The organism is Paeniglutamicibacter gangotriensis Lz1y (genome assembly GCF_000348945.1).
GTDB classification, from domain to species: domain Bacteria; phylum Actinomycetota; class Actinomycetes; order Actinomycetales; family Micrococcaceae; genus Paeniglutamicibacter; species Paeniglutamicibacter gangotriensis.
In genome coordinates this window covers 66,265-84,877 of the sequence record NZ_AOCK01000009.1, presented here as the reverse complement: position 1 = coordinate 84,877, position 18,613 = coordinate 66,265, and the positions used below count along the sequence as shown (strand labels likewise).

12 protein-coding genes and 1 pseudogene are annotated in these 18,613 nt (G+C 63.9%); 11 read left to right on the top strand and 2 right to left on the bottom strand.

Features of this window, described 5'->3' with window-relative positions:
- Window positions 1-71 precede the first annotated feature (71 nt).
- The 9 genes and pseudogenes from glpK to ADIAG_RS14455 all read left to right on the top strand — a co-directional run bounded on the left by glpK (window position 72) and on the right by ADIAG_RS14455 (window position 11,118).
- Window positions 72-1,586, top strand: a complete 1,515-nt coding sequence (glpK, locus tag ADIAG_RS14490; RefSeq protein WP_007272149.1) for a glycerol kinase GlpK — start codon at window positions 72-74, stop codon at window positions 1,584-1,586.
- Window positions 1,587-2,034: 448 nt separating this feature from the next.
- Complete coding sequence (leuS, locus tag ADIAG_RS14485; RefSeq protein ID WP_007272148.1) at window positions 2,035-4,551, top strand: leucine--tRNA ligase; 2,517 nt, start codon at window positions 2,035-2,037, stop codon at window positions 4,549-4,551.
- A gap of 24 nt (window positions 4,552-4,575) precedes the next feature.
- On the top strand, window positions 4,576-5,712 hold the full coding sequence (locus tag ADIAG_RS14480; RefSeq protein ID WP_007272147.1) for a DegV family protein: 1,137 nt from the start codon (window positions 4,576-4,578) through the stop codon (window positions 5,710-5,712).
- 72 nt (window positions 5,713-5,784) lie between these two features.
- Window positions 5,785-6,570, top strand: a complete 786-nt coding sequence (locus ADIAG_RS20405; protein WP_007272146.1) for a ComEA family DNA-binding protein — start codon at window positions 5,785-5,787, stop codon at window positions 6,568-6,570.
- 91 nt (window positions 6,571-6,661) lie between these two features.
- Window positions 6,662-7,213, top strand: a complete 552-nt coding sequence (locus ADIAG_RS22200) for a hypothetical protein (protein WP_007272145.1) — start codon at window positions 6,662-6,664, stop codon at window positions 7,211-7,213.
- Window positions 7,128-8,141 carry a DUF4389 domain-containing protein gene (locus tag ADIAG_RS14470; protein ID WP_235045920.1) on the top strand — a complete coding sequence of 338 codons (1,014 nt, stop codon included), beginning with the start codon at window positions 7,128-7,130 and terminating at the stop codon, window positions 8,139-8,141. Before ADIAG_RS22200 ends, ADIAG_RS14470 begins: the two co-directional genes overlap by 86 nt.
- A 132-nt stretch (window positions 8,142-8,273) precedes the next feature.
- On the top strand, window positions 8,274-8,555 hold the full coding sequence (locus ADIAG_RS14465) for a hypothetical protein (RefSeq protein ID WP_007272143.1): 282 nt from the start codon (window positions 8,274-8,276) through the stop codon (window positions 8,553-8,555).
- 42 nt (window positions 8,556-8,597) lie between these two features.
- Window positions 8,598-9,619: pseudogene (locus ADIAG_RS22680) on the top strand (SDR family NAD(P)-dependent oxidoreductase).
- A gap of 347 nt (window positions 9,620-9,966) precedes the next feature.
- On the top strand, window positions 9,967-11,118 hold the full coding sequence (locus tag ADIAG_RS14455; RefSeq protein ID WP_007272140.1) for an acetate/propionate family kinase: 1,152 nt from the start codon (window positions 9,967-9,969) through the stop codon (window positions 11,116-11,118).
- Between the two features lie 131 nt (window positions 11,119-11,249).
- Here ADIAG_RS14455 and ADIAG_RS14450 read toward each other — a convergent pair whose 3' ends face one another.
- On the bottom strand, window positions 11,250-13,661 hold the full coding sequence (locus ADIAG_RS14450; protein ID WP_007272139.1) for a phosphoketolase family protein: 2,412 nt from the start codon (window positions 13,659-13,661) through the stop codon (window positions 11,250-11,252).
- Between the two features lie 685 nt (window positions 13,662-14,346).
- On the opposite strand from ADIAG_RS14450, the gene ADIAG_RS14445 reads away from it, so the two are divergent.
- Entirely contained in the window at window positions 14,347-15,915 is a 1,569-nt protein-coding gene (locus ADIAG_RS14445) for an ABC1 kinase family protein (RefSeq protein ID WP_235045919.1), read from the top strand.
- A gap of 238 nt (window positions 15,916-16,153) precedes the next feature.
- Here the strand turns inward: ADIAG_RS14445 and ADIAG_RS14440 are convergent, their stop codons facing one another.
- Window positions 16,154-16,591, bottom strand: a complete 438-nt coding sequence (locus ADIAG_RS14440; protein ID WP_007272137.1) for a DUF1003 domain-containing protein — start codon at window positions 16,589-16,591, stop codon at window positions 16,154-16,156.
- Between the two features lie 516 nt (window positions 16,592-17,107).
- On the opposite strand from ADIAG_RS14440, the gene ADIAG_RS14435 reads away from it, so the two are divergent.
- Window positions 17,108-18,571, top strand: coding sequence for an MGDG synthase family glycosyltransferase (locus ADIAG_RS14435; RefSeq protein WP_043475211.1), 1,464 nt, complete (start codon window positions 17,108-17,110; stop codon window positions 18,569-18,571).
- The last annotated feature ends 42 nt before the right edge of the window (window positions 18,572-18,613 follow it).

Genomic DNA, 18,613 nt, shown 5'->3' with positions numbered 1-18,613 from the left:
ACGCGTATCGCGGGGAACCACCTGCATACTTGAACCGGGCCATCGCCCGAGATCGAAAGGACCACACCCACATGTCTGAATACGTCATCGCCATCGACCAAGGCACCACCAGCTCCCGCGCCATCGTCTTCGACCATGCCGGGGACATTGTTTCCACCGGGCAGATGGAGCACCAGCAGATCTTCCCGAACGCCGGCTGGGTTGAACACGATGCCACCGAGATCTGGAACAACGTTCGCGAGGTCATCGCCGTCGCACTGGCCGGGGGCAACCTCACCCGCCACGACATCGTCGCCGTGGGCATCACCAACCAGCGCGAAACCACGGTGATCTGGGACAAGCACACCGGAGTGCCGGTCTACAACGCCATCGTCTGGCAGGACACCCGCACCCAGGACATCGTCGAGGAACTGTCCGCCGATGGGGGAGTGGACCGCTACAAGCAGCGCGTGGGACTGCCCCTGGCCCCCTACTTCTCCGGCACCAAGATCAAGTGGATCCTGGACAACGTTGAGGGGGTTCGCGCACGCGCCGAGGCCGGGGACCTGCTCTTTGGCAACACCGACACCTGGGTGACCTGGAACCTGACCGGCGGCACCGACGGCGGGGTGCACATCACCGACGTCACCAACGCCTCGCGCACCTTGTTCATGGACCTGGAAACACTTCAATGGGACGCGCAGATTCTGGCGGACTTCGGGGTACCTGCCTCCATGATGCCGGCGATCAAGTCCTCCTCCGAGGTCTACGGACATGTGCACTCCTCCCAGCTCTTGCGCGAGGTGCCGATCGCCGGCATCCTGGGCGACCAGCAGGCGGCGACTTTCGGCCAGGCAGCCTTCGAGGCGGGCGAGGCCAAAAACACCTACGGCACCGGCTGCTTTTTGATCTTCAACACCGGCACCGAAATCGTGCGCTCCACCAACGGGCTGTTGACCACCCTGGGCTACAAGCTCGGCGACGCGGCCCCGGTCTACGCGCTGGAAGGCTCGATTGCCGTGGCCGGTTCGCTGGTGCAGTGGCTGCGCGACAGCATCGGGATGATCTCCTCCGCCGCCGAGGTCGAGGTGCTCGCCTCGAAGGTCAAGGACAACGGCGGGGTCTACATCGTCCCGGCCTTCTCCGGGCTGTTTGCCCCGTACTGGCGTGCCGATGCCCGCGGGGCCATCGTGGGCCTGACCCGCTATGCGAACAAGAACCACATTGCCCGGGCCGCGCTGGAATCCACAGCCTTCCAGACCCGCGAGGTCCTCGATGCGGTCAACGCCGATTCCGGGGTGCCGCTGACCGAGCTGAAGGTCGATGGCGGAATGGTCGCCAACGACGGGCTGATGCAGTTCCAGGCGGACCTGCTCGGGGTGCCGGTGATCCGTCCGAAGGTCACCGAGACCACCGCGCTGGGCGCCGCCTATGCCGCGGGACTGGCCGTCGGGTTCTGGAAGGACCTGGGCGAGCTGGGTGCCAATTGGTCGGAGGACAAGCGCTGGGAACCGCTGATGGAACCGGCCGAACGCGATCGCCAGATGCGTCTGTGGAAGAAGGCGGTGACTCGCACCTTCGACTGGGTCGACGAGGACGTACGCTAGCTCCCCGCCCCGGCGCCATGCGCAGTTGACGAATATGGCAAGAACCTCGGGCCGTCCGCCTCCGCGGACGGCCCGAATCCATGCTTCAGCACCCGGGTGCGGGAGTCAGATGGGCAGCGATGCGCCGCGCCGCCGCCGTGTGCGGTGAGAACACCCCAAGCGGTACGCGGTACCGGCAGCTGGCCGCGGCCTGATGCCGCCGAGAGGCCCCACGACGCGGGTCACGGACATGAACCCGCACCGAGCACGCATCGTGCGGTAGAATTGAGCACATGAACGTTGCACTCTTGCTAACCTAGCCGTCCGGGATACTCCCCGCACGGCCGCCCCTTGATAGCCAAGGGGCTTTTGTGTGTCAGGGGCATTTGGGTCCGACACACGCATTCGGCTCAGCTGGCCAAGAGACGTTCTCCCACAGGCGCACGACAAAAGAAGGCGAAACACGATAGTGAGCACTCAGCCCACCGGCACCGAAACCGCGGACGACGATTCCACCGCAGCGGCCTACGACTTCCACTCGATGGAGGCCAAGTGGGCTCCGGTGTGGGACGAGCTAGGGGTCTTCACGCCCAAGGACGACGGCAGTGCCGAGCGCCGCTACGTGTTGGATATGTTCCCCTACCCCTCCGGGGACCTGCACATGGGCCACGCCGAGGCCTTCGCCATGGGCGATGTCGTCTCGCGCTACTGGCGCCAGCAAGGCTACGACGTGATGCACCCGATCGGCTGGGACTCTTTCGGTCTGCCGGCCGAAAACGCTGCCATCAAGCGCAACGCCCACCCCTCGGAGTGGACCTACGCCAACATCGATACGCAGGCGGCAAGCTTCAAGCGCTACGCGATCTCCGCGGACTGGTCCCGCCGCATTCACACCTCGGATCCGGAGTACTACCGCTGGACCCAGTGGCTGTTCACCCGTTTCTACGCAAAGGGCCTGGCCTACCGCAAGAACCACCCGGTGAACTGGTGCCCGACCGACCAGACCGTGCTGGCCAACGAACAGGTGGTCAACGGCGCGTGCGAACGCTGCGGCACCCTGGTCACCAAGAAGTCGCTGAACCAGTGGTACTTCAAGATCACCGACTACGCCGACCGCCTGCTCGATGACATGGACGAGCTGCACGGGCACTGGCCCGAGCGCGTGCTGGCCATGCAGAAGAACTGGATCGGCCGCTCCGAGGGAGCCCACGTCGACTTCGTCATCGAAGCCACCGATACCCAAGATGCTCACAAGACCACGGTCTTCACCACCCGCCCGGACACGCTGCACGGGGCCACGTTCTTCGTGGTCGCCGCCGACGCCGAACTGGCCAACGAGCTGGTCACCGACGAACACCGCACCGCCCTGGAGGAATACCAGGAAACGGTTAAGGCACTGTCGGAAATTGAGCGCCAGGCCACCGAGCGGGTCAAGACCGGTGTCTTCACCGGCCGCTACGCGATCAACCCGCTCAACGGCGAAAAGCTGCAGGTCTGGGCCGCAGACTACGTGCTGGCCGACTACGGCACCGGTGCGATCATGGCCGTGCCCGCGCACGACCAGCGCGACCTGGACTTTGCCCGCACCTTCGATCTGCCAGTGCGGGCGGTGCTGGACACCGGCGAGGAAGACCCCGCGGTCTCCGGCATTGCCACCACCGGGGAAGGCACCCTGGTGAACTCCGGCGAACTGGATGGCCTGCCCAAAACCGAAGGCATCAACCGCGCCATCGAGATCATTGAGGCCGCCGGGACAGGTGAGAAGTTCGTGAACTTCCGCCTGCGCGACTGGCTGCTGTCCCGCCAGCGCTTCTGGGGCACCCCGATCCCGATCATCCACTGCGCCGATTGCGGCGAGGTCCCGGTCCCCGATGACCAGCTGCCGGTGCGCCTGCCGGAGAACCTGCGCGGGGAGCAGTTGGCCCCCAAGGGCACTTCCCCGCTGGCGGCCGTTGAGGAATGGGTCAACGTGTCCTGCCCGAAGTGTGGTGCCGACGCCAAGCGCGACACCGACACCATGGACACCTTCGTGGACTCTTCCTGGTACTTCTTGCGCTTCGTCTCGCCGAACTACACCGAGGGTCCCTTCGATCCGCAGGCGGTGCGCGACTGGATGCCGGTCGGGCAGTACGTGGGCGGGGTTGAGCACGCGATTTTGCACCTGCTCTACTCGCGCTTCTTCACCAAGGTCATTTTTGATCTGGGCCTGATCGACGTGCAGGAACCCTTCAGCGCACTGCTGAACCAGGGGCAGGTGCTCAACGGCGGCAAGGCCATGAGCAAGTCGCTGGGCAACGGCGTTGACCTGGGCGAACAGCTGGACAAGTACGGAGTTGACGCGGTCCGTCTGACCATGATCTTCGCTTCCCCGCCGGAAGACGACGTGGACTGGGCCGATGTGTCCCCGGGTGGCTCGGCGAAGTTCCTGGCACGCGCCTGGCGCATGGCCCAGGACGTGGACAGCGCAGCGGGTGTCGATGCGGCCACCGGTGACAAGGCCCTGCGCCAGGTGACCCACAAGGCCGTGCACGAATCGGCAGGCATGCTCGAGGGCGGCAAGTTCAACGTTGTGGTGGCGAAGATGATGGAGCTGGTCAACGCGACCCGCAAGACCATCGACTCCGGCGCCGGGGCAAGCGATCCGGCGGTCCGCGAGGCCGCCGAGGCCGTGGCCATCGTCCTCTCGCTCTTCGCCCCGTACACGGCCGAGGACATGTGGGCTGCCCTGGGACACGAGCCCTCGGTGGCCAACGCCGGCTGGCCCACGGTCGACGAGGCCCTGCTGGTCGAAGACACCATCACCGCCGTCGTGCAGATCAAGGGCAAGGTACGCGCCCGCCTTCAGGTCCCGGCGGACATCAGCGCCGAGGCCCTCGAGACCCTGGCCCTGAATGATGAGGGTGTGATCCGCTACCTGGACGGTGCGGCAATCGCCAAGGTGATCGTGCGCGCACCGAAGCTCGTCAACGTGGTCCCTGCCTCCTAGGCGGGCGCACGGTAGCCTTCAAGCATGGAGAACTCCCAGCGATCCGGGAACCCGCCGCGGCCCAGGCCGCCAGCCGGCTGGTTTGAGCGGCTGCGGGGGCGCCGGCCACGCGCCGGTGCCTCCGCGGTGCCCGGCGTGGTGCCGGTGGGTGTGGTCACCGATTCGGCCGCCGCGCTGCCCGTCGACTGGGTGGACCAGCACGGAACCTACCTGCGGGTGGTTCCGATGCCGGTGATGGTCAATGACCAGATCTTCTCCGAGGGCACCGACGATGTGCCCACCGAACTGGCCCTGGGCTTGGCCATTGGCCAGGCGGTGCGCACCTCGCGCCCGGCACCGGGCCAACTGCTTAACGCCTACCGGCAACTCGCCGAGGCGGGGGTCGGGCACATCATCTCCATCCACCTCTCCGCGGACCTGTCCGGGACCCTGGATGCGGCACGCCTGGCCGCCGAATCCTCGCCGGTGCCGGTCACCGTCGTAGATTCGCGCACCGTCGCCCTGGCCCAGGGCTTCGCGGTGATGGATGTGGTGGCGGCCGCCGCAGCCGGCGCCGATGCCGAGCAGCTGGCCGCACTTGCGGCCAAGGCCGCCGAGAACCACATCTACTTCGCCGTGCCCTCGCTGGAGCAATTGCGTCGTGGCGGCCGTATCGGCACGCTGGCCTCGGTGTTGGGCACGCTGCTGAACGTCAAACCGATCCTGTCGGTGCGCGAAGGTCATATCATCGCGCACGAAAAGGTCCGCACGCATTCGCGCACCCTGGCCCGGCTGGTCGCCATCGCCCGTGCCGAGGCGCAGGCCCGTGGCCCCGAGGTGCGCCTGGCGGTGCACTACTTCGGGAACCTCGAGGCTGCGGAGGAAATCGTCCAGGAACTGGCCGGTGCCTCCGTCTTTGAAGTGCTGGCCGTCCCGGTCCCGGCGGTGCTCGGCGCGCACACCGGCGTCGGGGTGCTGGCCGTGGCCATTTCCGGTGGCATCGAGCCTCCGGCCCCCGGGCCTGTGCGCCCCGAACCCCGGACCAAGGCCGAATCCCGGCCGCGGCCGGAATCGAAACCCCGCGACCCACGACGCCAACCCGTGTCCCCGAGCCCCGGGTCCGCAGTATCCGCCGGGTCGCCGCAGGAGCCCGAAGCACCGCCGGAGCACTCCGCACCGTAGCCGCGCCCGGTTCTCCACAGCCGGGATCCCCGGAACCCCGGTCGGGGTGCAACGCGGTGTCCAATGGATTCCATGGGCTCCCACGAATGGGCGGATCAATCCGCCAGGATCGCCCCGGGCCCCGCCCCCGGGCGCTTGCGTGTGCTCATCGGCAGGTCCGCAGCCATCGTGCTGATCCTGGGTGCCTTGGCGTGGATCTCGGTGTCGCTGTTGTTCAATCCGCCCCCACGGGCACCGGCCGGCGGCCAGGATATCCCGCTGCAGGTCATCGAATCGACCGGCGGGCCCGAGGCCCAGGAAGCCGGCGGGAACACGGAGACCTGGGACGCGCCACAGGAGTCCGCAACCGGGCAGGGAGGCGGCCCCCGGGAAAGCGGTGGTCTTGCGGCCAGCGGGGCCAGCGCCATGGTCCACATGATCGGAGCCGTCAAGAACCCCGGGGTCTATTCCCTGCCGTTGGGCTCCCGTGTGCTGGACGGCGTCAAGCTGGCCGGCGGCCTGGCCAAGGACGCTGCACCTGACGCCATCAACCTGGCCGCCGAAGTCAACGACGGTGAACAGATCCGCATCCCGCGCCGCGGTGAGGCTGCCTCGGCACCCACGCAGGGGGCCGACGAGGAGGATTCCGCCGAGGGAAATGGAACCGCGCCGAGCAGCGCGCCGAGCAAGGTCAACCTGAACACCGCCGATGCCACGGGCCTGCAGGAGTTGCCGGGCATCGGACCGGCGCTTTCGGGACGCATCATCGAATTCCGGGACGCCAACGGGCCGTTTAGGAACCTCGCGGAACTCGACGCGGTCAGCGGAATCGGACCGGCCATGATGGGGAACCTGAAGGACCTGGTGGTCTTCGAGTGATCCGGAAATCGGAGGCAGGCAGGTTCCGGCTGACCTACCAGAGGCGTTCACGCTGGGCAACGATAAAGTCACGTGCATCGAAAGGATTGCCATGGCCTCCCACGCCGCCGCGCGGATTGATCCCGTTCCTTCGCATCCGGCCCGCATGAAGCCAAAGCATTGGGTTTTGCTGGTCCTCGGCGTGCTGCTCAGTACGTTCGGATTGGGCCTGGCCATCGGCGGAGCTGTGACGCTGGGGGCCGACGCGGCCCAGCGTGACGGCCGTTACTTGGTGGGTGACGCCGAAAGGTACCGGAGTACGGGATATGCGCTGACGAGCCCGTCGGTGGTGCTCGACGCCGGGTCCGAGGGAATGCCTGCCATCTCTCAGCATGGGGATTCGGCCAGCATCCACGTGCGCGTGGCAAATGTGGTCCGTGATCAGGAAATCTTCGTCGGGATCGCCGAAGTCTCCGATATCGAGTCCTACCTGCAGGACTTGGCCCGCTCGACCCTTGGGGAGAACACGTGGTCTTCGGCCGACCCATGGCAGGGGCGCTTGTCGTGGTTGAAGGACAATGAGCGGACGATGGGCCCTGGTGGTCATGAACGCCGACGCCGACGCGCCGGTGTGGGTGGACCTGCAGGCCGGTGCACGTTCTGACTTGCTAGGCCCGATCGGCATCACCCTGCTGGTCGCTGGGCCGATTGCTTTGGTCCTGGGAATTCCCCTGCTGTTGCTGGGAACAGCGGGGCTGGGCCGCGACATCGACGCAGCCCGTCCGGGCACCGGTCAAGGCCCCGGGGCGGCCTTGGTGGGGAATGCGGGGCGGGGGCAGGCGCCGTTCTCGGTGTATCCGCACAGATTTGCCGGTGTTCTGGAGGGCAGACTGTCGCGGGGGTTGTGGCTGGTTAAGTGGTTGCTGGCGGTGCCGCACTACCTTGTCTTGGCGTTGCTGTGGGTCGGCCTGGTGGTGAGCACCATCGCTGCCGGGGTCGCGATCCTGTTCACCGGCCGCTATCCACGCTCATGGTTCTGCTACAACGTCGGTGTGCTCCGTTGGTCCTGGAGGGTGGGATTCTACGGGTACTCCGTGTTGGGGACTGACCGCTATCCGCCCTTCACGTTGGCGAGTACCGATTATCCCGCCGACCTTGACGTCGCCTACCCGCAGCGGCTCTCTCGCGGGTTGGTGTTGGTGAAGTGGTGGCTGCTGGCGATCCCGCACCTGCTGATCATTGGTATCTTCACCAGCGGCACCGGCGCCACGTGGAACAGCGGCTGGAAGGAAGGCTCAGAGTTTTCCAGCAATATCTGGGGGCCATCGCTGCTGGGGATGCTCGTGTTGGTCGCCGCAGTGCTCCTGCTGTTCACCGGCCGCTATTGGCACGGGCTGTTCGCTTTGATCATGGGCGTGAATCGCTGGGTCTACCGGATCTCCGCATATGTGCTTCTGATGCGAGATGAGTACCCGCCGTTCCGTCTCGATCAGGACCCGCTTGACCCGATCGTCGCCCCACCCGATGGACCGAGAGAGGTGCCGGGGAACGGGACTCCGGAAGAGAGGAACCAACCGCCGGTTTCCACCTGAACCTACGCGATCCGCCGGATGGGTCCAACCCCTTCGGCGCGGCGGGGCGAGGGCGGGCACACGCGAGCTGACGAACCGTATTTCGAAAGGAGCTCACGTACGCTCTCAGCATCAGCACTGATTAGGAGGGTGATGAGCAAGACTAAAAGCATGGACATAGCTGCTACTGAGAGATTGGAAAGCGGTCTGATCATTGCTGTCATTTTCGTCATGATCGCCGGTCTGGTGGTGTGGATCACGGGAAAATCGGTAATAATCCCGTGGTTCTTCACCGCCGATCGCCTCGCTGAAACCAGCACCTTGGGATTCGAGTTCTATATTGGCTTCCCTGGAGTCATCGCCTTCGGGCTCGTGTGTGCGGTCGCTGCCGTGCTCTTTAACCGTCGGTCCCGCCGCCTTGCCAGCGCTGCTTGAGATCGCCCAAGTCCCGACAAGCTGATCCTGGCGTTCTTGAGCATGACAACGGCGAGGGCGGCGATCGTCTGGTCATCATCACCGAACCGCGTCACGTTGAGGCTCACTTGCGCGGTCGTAGGACTAGACCGGGCAAACGGCAGGCCGGACACGCTTCCGGCTCACGGAACCAAGCAGCGTCCCAGCGAGTCCGCCATGCCCGCGCGGGGAGCGGGCATGAGGAGCTTTGCTTTGCGACCCGTGGAGGAGCCTCACGCGGGGGTTATTTTTGCTGCAACGGGGTGTTGCACTTGCTTGATAGCGGCCACGACCGTGACCGAACATCCCGTAAAGATTAGACTGAATCATGCAGCTCGAGAACAAGGTCGCATTCATCACCGGCGGGGGATCGGTGCTAGGTCTCTCCACCGCAAAGACCTTCATCGCCAAGGCGCGAAGGTCATGCTCTTCGACTTTAACCCCAAGTCGCAGGAAGTCGCCGACGAAATCGGCGCGAAGTTTGTCCAAGGTGACGTCTCGAAGGCCGAGAACGTTGAGGCCGCCGTCGCGAAGACGGTGGAGGAATTCGGCCGTCTTGACATTGCTGTCGCCTCGGCGGGGTCGGCGGTGAGGGTGACGTCGTCACCTCGACCGTCGATAACTGGGAGCGCACCAATGGCATCGACTATTCGGGCGTCTTCTACACCAACAAGTACGTCATCGCCCAGCTGATCAAACAGGGCGAGGGCGGAGTCGTCGTGAACGTCGCTTCGATGTTCTGCCTCGTGGCCATTTCGAACAACATCGCCTACTCGGCCTCGAAGGGTGGCGTCGTGAATATGACCCGCTCGGCCGGAACGATGTACGCGAAGGAAGGCATCCGGGTGAACGCCGTGGCCCCGGGCGTGATTCGCACCCCGCTCATCGACGAGCCGACTCTCGAGCAGTATGCCAAGCTGCACCCGGCCGGTCGCGTCGGTGAGGCGCAGGAAGTCGCAGACCTCATCACCTTCCTGGCGAGCGACAAGGCGAAGTTCATTCCCGGAGCGACCATTCCGATTGACGGCGGCTATACGGCCGTCTAGCCAGAAAACCCCGGCATCCCAGCGCACATCTAGCATTTGAGCGGGCGCACTCCACGACTGCCGGGACACAGCGGAGGCCAATCGGTAGATTACTTTCAAGACGTTGCCGCCGGGTGCGTTGCGCCCGGGGGCATCCTCGGCAATCCATGTGGTTTTAAGCTCCTGCCGGCCGGATTCAGGCCCTCGAGTCCGCCGGTAAGCTCAAACATGGGGATCCAACCGCAGGGGCTGCCGGCACGGAAGTATGCACGTGGCAGACGCGCGGTCATGTGCCCAACGATATCCAGCCAGGCATTAGCCGGTGAGTTCGGAACCTGAATGTCCGCCCGATCCCAGGAGACAGATTAATGCTCGTCCTAGTCCTTAATGCCGGCTCTTCGTCGCTGAAGTATTCTCTCCGGCGATTCGATCCGACTCAGCCGGGCGCCGGCGGCGTGAAGATCGCCAAAGGCATCGTGGAACAGATCGGCGAGTCAGAAGTGGCCGACCATCTCCAGGCCTTCGACATCGTCAGCGGCGAACTCGCCGAAGTACTCGGCGGGCGCACCGTGGACGCCGTAGGACACCGGGTGGTCCACGGTGGTGAACGCTTCACCGGACCCGCCCTGATCGACAACGAGATCATCCGCGCCATCGAGCAGCTGAACGAGTTGGCACCACTGCACAACCCGCCCGGTGTGCAATGCCTCCGGGCTGCTACCCGAGCCTGGCCGAAGGTGCCGCAGGTGGCGGTCTTCGACACCTCCTTCCACCGCACCCTGCCCGAACCTGCCTGGCGCTACGCCCTGCCGGACGAGCTCTACCGGCGCTATGGGATCCGCCGTTACGGCTTTCATGGCACCAGCGTGCACTATGTGGGACAGCGGGCCGCAGAGATGCTGGGAGTGCCGTGGGAGAAGTTCGACGGCGTCATCGCCCACCTGGGCAATGGTGCCTCCGTCACGGCGGTGAAGCATGGACGCAGCGTGGACACCTCCATGGGCTTCACGCCGCTGGAGGGCCTGGTCATGGGCACCCGGTCCGGCGACGTGGATCCCGGCGTGCTGGTGTTCCTGCTGCGCAAGGGCTATGACGCCGACAAACTGGACAGCTTGCTCAACCGGGATTCAGGGTTCAAGGCCCTGGCCGGGCACAACGACATGCGCGCCATCACCGAGGCGGCCGCGGCCGGGAACGAGGAAGCGGAGCTGGCGTTGGAAATAGCGGCGCACCGACTTGCCCGGTACATCGGCGGCTGCCACGTGGCCTGCACAGGGGCCCAGGCCGTGGTGCTCACCGGCGGTATCGGGGAGAACTCGGCCCCCTTCCGTGCCCGGCTCCTGACTAAGCTTGGACCGCTGGGCATCAGCCTCGACGCTGCCGCGAACGAGGAAGCCACCGGCATGGATGAAGGCCTGAGAATCTCCACACCGGATTCGGTCATTGAGGTACTGGTGATCCCCACGGATGAGGAGCGCGCCATCGCCGAGGCAACGCTCGCCCTCGTCGGGTTACCGTGAACCTGCCCGCAAGCGGTCAAGACGGGACACCCTCCGGTGGTCCTGCATCAAAGGACACCGAGACCGTCTGACCGGAAGGTGCACACCGCCAGGAGAGGCATGGGCGATGTTAGGCGGGGCTCTCCAGTGCCTTATGCGTGGGGCTGGTCGGCGGCACCGGGAGCAGCCGTCCATTGCCAGTTCCTGATGTCCGGCATGTCTTCACCGTAGGTCCGGATGTACTGGCGGTGCTCGATGAGCTTGTTTTTGAGCTCCTCGCGCACGTGGGCAGAGATGTCCTTGAGCCGCGGCACCCTGTCGATCACATCGATGGTCAGATTGAACCTGTCGATCTGGTTGAGCACGCACATGTCGAACGGTGTGGTGGTGGTGCCTTCCTCCTTGTACCCGTGGACGTGGAAGTTGGTGTGGTTGGTGCGCCGGTACGTGAGTCGGTGGATCAGCCACGGGTAACCGTGGTAGGCGAAAATCACGGGCTTGTCCGTGGTGAACAGGGCGTCAAACTCACGATCTGCCAGACCATGCGGGTTATTGGCCTCATCCTGGAGCCGGAGAAGGTCCACGACGTTGACCACCCGGATGGACAGATCCGGGAACCTGGAGCGCAGGATCTCGACGGCGGCAAGGGTTTCCATGGTCGGTACGTCCCCGGCACAGCCCATCACCACATCGGGTTCGTCATCGGTGTCCGTGCTGGCCCAGTCCCAGATGCCGATGCCCTTGGTGCAGTGCACAATGGCGTCGGCCATGCCCAAGTACTGCATCTGCGGCTGTTTGCCGGCCACGATCACGTTGACGTATTGGCGGCTGCGTAGGCAATGGTCGGCCACAGATAACAGGGTGTTCGCGTCCGGGGGGAGGTATACCCGGATCACCTCGGACTTCTTATTGATCACGTGGTCGATGAATCCGGGGTCCTGATGAGAGAAACCGTTGTGGTCCTGCCGCCAGACGTGGGAGGTCAGCAGGTAGTTGAGGGAAGCGACAGGCCGCCGCCAAGGAATACCGTTGCTGGTGTCCAGCCATTTCGCGTGTTGGTTGAACATGGAGTCGACGACGTGGATGAACGCCTCATAGCAGGAGAAGAATCCGTGGCGGCCGGTGAGCAAGTAGCCTTCCAGCCATCCCTGGCAGGTGTGTTCGGACAGGATTTCCATCAACCGTCCGTCGGGAGCCAAGTGGTCATCCTCGGGCACGGTATGGGCGTTCCACGTGCGGTCAGTGGCTTCGAGGACGGCTGCGAGCCGGTTCGAGTTGTTTTCATCCGGGGCGAAGACCCGGAAGTTGTCCATGTTCGCCGCCATGACGTCCCGCAACATCTGCCCGAGCACCCGGGTGGCTTCCACCGCGCCGGTGCCAGGTTCGTTCACCTGAACCGCGTAGTCGCGGAAATCTGGCATCCGCAGGTCCCGCAGGAGAACCCCGCCGTTGGCATGCGGGGTGGCGCTCATCCGTCGCGGACCTGTGGGGTGCAGGGTGCGGATGTCTTCAACCGGGACCCCTGCTTCGTCGAAGAGCTCCTCCGGGCGGTAGCTGCGCAGCCAGGTCTCCAGGATCTGGCGGTGGCTCTCGTTTTCGCGGGCGGCGCTGAAGGGCACCTGATGCGATCGCCAAGAACCCTCAACCTTTTTCCCGTCGACTTCTGCGGGGCCGGTCCAGCCCTTGGGGGATCGGAGCACCAGCATCGGCCAGCGGGGCCGTTCGATCTGGCCGTCCTCTCGGGCACGGCGCCTGATCTCCCTGATCTCATCGAGGCAGACATCCAGGGTCCGAGCGAAGTCTTGGTGCATCTGTTCTGGGTCTTTGCCCTCCACATAGTAGGGGGTATGGCCGTAGCCGCGCAGCAGCGCGTCCAGTTCGTCCCGGTCCATCCTGGCCAAGATCGTGGGGTTGGCGATCTTGTAGCCGTTCAGGTGCAGGATCGGCAACACGGCGCCATCACGGGCGGGGTTCATGAACTTATTGGAGTGCCAGCTGGCCGCCAGCGGACCGGTCTCCGCCTCCCCGTCTCCCACCACTGCAGCAACAATAAGGTCAGGATTGTCAAAGGCCGCCCCGTAGGCGTGGGAGAGCGAATACCCCAGCTCCCCGCCTTCGTGGATGGATCCGGGGGTTTCCGGGGCAACGTGGCTTGGTATGCCTCCGGGGAAGGAAAACTGCTTGAACAACCGTTTCATCCCCTCCAGATCCTGGGAAATATTCGGGTACGTCTCGCTGTAGGTGCCTTCCAGCCATCCCGCCGCGACCGGGCCAGGCCCGCCGTGTCCCGGACCCATGACGTACATCATCTCCAGATCACGTTTTATGATGGCCCGGTTTAGGTGGGCGTAAATGAAGTTCAGTCCCGGGGTGGTGCCCCAGTGCCCGAGTAGTCGCGGCTTGACGTGCTCAGGCAGTAGCGGTTCGCGCAGCAGCGGGTTGTCCATGAGATAGATCTGTCCTACGGAGAGATAGTTTGCCGCCCGCCACCAGGCATGAATGCGCTTAAGCTCGCGGGGCGTCAGGACATCATCCGTGTCGGAAAGCGCTGGGGTGTGATTCATGGAGGAAGTAGGTGCCTTTCACTTCGTCGTGGTGATGATTGACCGAACCGCTGTATCTACCGTGCGCCACCGGGTCCCGACGTTGCGATGGGTAGCTGCAGAACAATCGTTCCGCTCAGGATGCTTAACCCGGATCTAGGGACAGTTCCCAGAGCTGGATGGCGGTGGAGCAGTGTTTAGGCGATGACTCCGAACCTACTTGCTGATACCCGTTTAAGCCAGAGAGAAGGGGCTATATGGCAACCGGTTCATCGGCGTGGGCCTGCTGTCGGGTACTGCCCTTGACAATCAGGAAGGCCGATCTGCGGTGCAGCAATCGCAGGGGCCCCTGAGGTCCGGGCGCGGCCCCACGGTAACCCCGAACTCATCGCAGATCCCGGGAAGTGGCGAACGCTGTCGCGGTTCTCCCCAGAGCAAGAACGAGGATTCGCTCCCCATGCCGAGCAGGAAGCCTGAAGCAGAGACTCCATCGTTCCGGACGCCTCGAGGGTCTGGAGTCGCGTGGCGCAAGATTTCCATCTGGGCACCGTAAGATCAAGACCATGACCGACCTGTCCCGGGCCAAGCGCATGGTCCGGGACACCCACGGAGAAGGAAGCGCTCGCACATGAACACCCAGCTGGAACGGTTTGCCCAGATTGCCGAAATTCTGGCCCGGCACGGGCTGGGGTTTCTGGCCGGCTCCATGGGGCTGGAGCGCTGGCTCCCGGGGCAGGCAATGTTGTCCGCGAAGGAGCCCACCACGCCTGTGCGGCTTCGACTGGCGTTGGAGGAATTAGGCCCAACCTTCATCAAACTCGGCCAGCTGCTTTCCACCCGGTCCGATATTATGCCGGCAGCCTACCTGAGTGAACTATCCAAGCTTCAAGATGGCGCGCCCCCGGTGTCCGCTGCCGAGATCCGCTCATTGATCCACCAGGAACTCGGCGCAACCCCTGAACAGCTCTTTGCTTCGTTTGACGATAAACCCTTGGCCAGCGCCTCGATCGGCCAGGCCCATGCCGCGACGATGACAGATGGCACGGAGGTCGTGGTGAAGGTGCGACGCCCCGGGATCGTCAGCCGCATCGATGAGGACCTGGAGATTCTGCAAAATCTGGCTGCCCACGCAAGCCGGCGCTGGGAAGCCGCCGCTGACTACAATGTCACGGGGATCGCCACGGAATTCGCTGACACCCTGCGCGCCGAGCTCGACTACCTGCGCGAGGGCCGCAACGCCGAGCGCTTTGCGGAGAACTTTGCTTCGATCCCGGATATTTATGTTCCAACGATCTTCTGGGCGACAACCACGTCCCGAGTGCTGACCATGGAACGGATCAGGGGCATCAAAGTGGATCAGATCGCTGCTTTGGACAGTGCAGGGATTGATAGGGGCCAGGTGGCGGCACGCGCTGCTCGCGCCGCAGCGAAGATGATTTTCGAAGACGGTTTATTCCACGCCGATCCGCATCCCGGCAACCTGTTCATTCAGCCAGGCGGCAGGATTGCCTTGATTGATTTCGGGATGGTCGGGGAAATTAATGAAAAACTTCGTGGCCAGTTGGGAACGCTGCTCTTCGCGTTCACCAGCAACGATCCTGACAAGGTCAGCTCCGCACTACGAACGATCTCCGTGACACGACCGGCCGTGGACAGTGATGTGCTCCGGCGAGACGCTGCACGTTTTATCCAGCTTTATGAGGGCCACGCCCTTCGTGAGGTCGAGATCGCGCCCCTCATCACCCAGATGTTGGCCATCCTGCGCAACCACCATCTGCAACTACCCCGGGAGATGGCGATGCTGCTCAAGATGGTCCTGATGACCGAAGGCATGGGTGTCCGCTTGAACCCGGAGTTCAATCTCGGTGAGATACTTCGTCCCTATGCCAAGGCCCTGGCGCAAGACAGGTTTAGCCCCCGCAACCTGGCGGAGCGGCTGGGTAAGGCAGGATGGGAAGCCGCCGAGTTGGGAATGATTCTGCCCGAGAAGCTACGCACACTGATCGAGAACATGGATGGCGGTGTTGAAGTTCACCTGCGCGCTGAAGAGCTGGAGCCCTTGGTAGGGCGAGTGGAACGAATCGGGAACCGCCTGGTGGCCGGCATGATTGCCGCTGCCTTCATTCGAGGAATCGGCGAACTGACGGCGGCCGATCGGGAACGGCTGCGGACCTGGCAGAATCCTTTACTGGGCGCTGGTCTTGGCGCGGCCGGATCTTTGGGTGCCTACCTCGCGTGGACTTCACGACGTAAGAAGTACAAAGGTCCTCGGTAACTGTCGGCCTTGACTTGACACCATCACATCCGTTCTTGAGAAGACGTAGCTACCTAGGACCGCCAGGGTTGTTTTCGCAATCACCCTCAAAAATGCTGCACTCGTCAGGTACCCGAAGCCCGGGGCGGATGGTTATCGCCGTGATACCGCGATCACGTAGGTGACCGGGGCCTTGATTCGATCCCATCTGCCGACTGTAGGGCTACCGTTGGGCTGCACACCATCGTTCTCTAGAGACTCAGATCCCTTCTCGCGCCGGGGCCTCGGAACTCCTTGCCGTACCCAGCTCCAATAACTCCTTGAGGATCTTGAGCTGCTGATCATTGATGGCGCTGAGCCGCTCGATCTCGGCTTTTACCGCCAAATCGGTTTCCAGGTCATGTTCCGCCATGGCAGCGGCAATGGCGTCCTGACGTTTGGCGGCGATCAACAAGATGGCGCCCTGCAGGCCAGCGAGCATGGACAAGAAGAGGTTCAGCAGAATGTATGGGTAGGGATCCCACGCACGTTGCGACAGCATCCACGTATTGGCTGCTGCCCAGAGGATCATGAATACGAGAAAGCCCACCACAAACGGCCAACTACCCATCCCGTTACGCATGTAGTCAGCGGCTCGTTGGCCCTTGGTCAGGGAGGCCTTATGTTCGTCGTGCCATGTCTTCTGTTGATTGTCCATGGCTCAGCATATTCCGGGAAAGGGCCTTTCAACTCCAGATCATGTTTGAGCCCAGGATGAATCCGGGCCACACTCTGCGGCAGGCTGGAATCTGGGGCATTTCTCTGGATCCCCGTTGCCGACACCGCCTCGGCAACGGAACCATAGCCCAAGCATCGTCAGCCGCATCAAGGAGCGCCGCCGAATTGCTTCATACGGTTCTCTCAGCACTGCCGTGCTCTCGACCGTCCCCATGCCTCGACTCAGGTGAGTAGCTACGTGCGTCGTAGGCCCCCTTGATGCACTAGAAACATGGGAAACGGAAGCGTGCTGACGCAGAATTTGGGCAGGGCTGCAGTGCCGGAGCATAGCACCGGCCATGCCCAGCTGCCGATAGTGGGGGACCTGCTGCAGGCAGCCGGTCAATGCCGTCCATAACCATGAAGTCCCGTTTGCGGAGCACCAATGGGTGCGCCTCGATCCACGCGAGGAGGAACAGGAAACGTGGGTTTTGATGCCGTACGCTAACCTTTCCTCATGCGTAAAACCTTGGCAGATGGACCCAACACCGCCGGAGGTGAGCGCGTCATGATCCTTTCCGCAGGTGTGGGATCGGGGCACAACAGCGCCGCGGCGGCGGTAGAGCAAGCGTGTTCCGCGCGCACCGACATTGATGAGGTGCAGGTGCTGGACGTGCTGCAGGTCAGTAGCGCGCTCTACCGCGACGTGCTGGCGAAGGGCTACTTCGCCTTAGTCGAGGACCTGCCATGGCTCATCGAATGGGGATATGACGCCAGTGACCCGCCGTTCCGACGCCGCGGACCGATCGACCCCTGGACAGGGATCAACGCCCTCCCCGTCATCCGAGCGATCAAGCGATTCCGACCGACGGCGATCGTGTGTACGCACTTCCTGCCGGCTCAGCTGTTGGCGACCCTGCTCCTGCGTGGTGTGATCGATGCGAAGACTGCCATCGTCACCACCGACTACGACTTTCAGGGCCTGTGGCTCACCAGCGCCTTCCACCAACTCTTTGTGGCCAGGGAAGAGGGAAGAGTGGAGCTGACGGCACTCGGCCTACCCACCGACCGCATCAAGGCCACGGGAATCCCTATCGCGGCGGATCCGAACCCTGCGTCCGCGCGCGACGGCAGCGGACCCCCGATGCTGTTGATCTCCGCAGGCGCGAAAGGCGGCGACTACGCCGAGGCAGTGGTGCGCCAGACGCTGCATATGCGCTCCGCCTTCACGGCCACGATCGTGTGTGGACACGATGACGCGCTGCGGCGGCGCATCGAGGCGCTGGTGGCGCCCGCCTCAAACCGCTACCACGTGCTCGGATACACGACTCAGATGGGGCAGCTGATGCGTCGCGCCGATCTGTTCGTGGGTAAACCAGGCGGGTTAACTGCGTCGGAGTGCATGGCCGCAGGGTTGCCCATGGTGCTGGTGAGCCCTATCCCGGGGCAGGAAATTCGCAACGGTGATTACCTCATGGAACAGGGGGCGGCCGTGCGTTGCAACTCTGCCGCCACCATCGGCTGGAAGATCGATGAGGTGCTGCGCGATCCGGTCCGCCTGCGGAGCATGCAGGCGGCTGCGCAGAAAACCGGCCGTCCCGACGCGGCGGTGGACGTGCTCAGCGCCCTGCTGGACGGGCCGACCCGCCCCCTGGTGGTGACCCGTGCGGCGCAGAAGACGATCCTTGACGCGAGTGAACGGCGCGTCGTTGCCACCGATCTGACAGGACCCTCATCCCTGGTACGCCTCATCGAGAAGACTGAGGGCAGTACCGTCGCCCTGCTGCGGGCAGAAGAGCTGGTGGTGCTGCAGAAGCGGTATTCGACCGATAACGGGGATCTGATCCTGCGCCGCGAGCACTCGCCCATGTCGCTGAAGTGGGAGGAACGACGGCTATTCCGTGCCATGCTGCGGGGCGAGGACGAGCTGCAGGTGCGTATCGAGGGACCATCGGCACCATGTGGCACTCTCACCGAGTAAGCGGAACACGACCCATTGTGACCTCACGCCGACCGACGATCC

Coding starts and splice junctions, on each gene's coding strand:
- glpK (WP_007272149.1), top strand. CDS start 72: ATGTCTGAATACGTCATCGCCATCGACCAAGGCACCACCAGCTCCCGC.
- ADIAG_RS14480 (WP_007272147.1), top strand. CDS start 4,576: ATGGAGAACTCCCAGCGATCCGGGAACCCGCCGCGGCCCAGGCCGCCA.
- ADIAG_RS20405 (WP_007272146.1), top strand. CDS start 5,785: ATGGGCTCCCACGAATGGGCGGATCAATCCGCCAGGATCGCCCCGGGC.
- ADIAG_RS22200 (WP_007272145.1), top strand. CDS start 6,662: ATGGCCTCCCACGCCGCCGCGCGGATTGATCCCGTTCCTTCGCATCCG.
- ADIAG_RS14470 (WP_235045920.1), top strand. CDS start 7,128: ATGAGCGGACGATGGGCCCTGGTGGTCATGAACGCCGACGCCGACGCG.
- ADIAG_RS14465 (WP_007272143.1), top strand. CDS start 8,274: ATGAGCAAGACTAAAAGCATGGACATAGCTGCTACTGAGAGATTGGAA.
- ADIAG_RS14455 (WP_007272140.1), top strand. CDS start 9,967: ATGCTCGTCCTAGTCCTTAATGCCGGCTCTTCGTCGCTGAAGTATTCT.
- ADIAG_RS14450 (WP_007272139.1), bottom strand. CDS start 13,661: ATGAATCACACCCCAGCGCTTTCCGACACGGATGATGTCCTGACGCCC.
- ADIAG_RS14445 (WP_235045919.1), top strand. CDS start 14,347: ATGGGGCTGGAGCGCTGGCTCCCGGGGCAGGCAATGTTGTCCGCGAAG.
- ADIAG_RS14440 (WP_007272137.1), bottom strand. CDS start 16,591: ATGGACAATCAACAGAAGACATGGCACGACGAACATAAGGCCTCCCTG.
- ADIAG_RS14435 (WP_043475211.1), top strand. CDS start 17,108: ATGCGTAAAACCTTGGCAGATGGACCCAACACCGCCGGAGGTGAGCGC.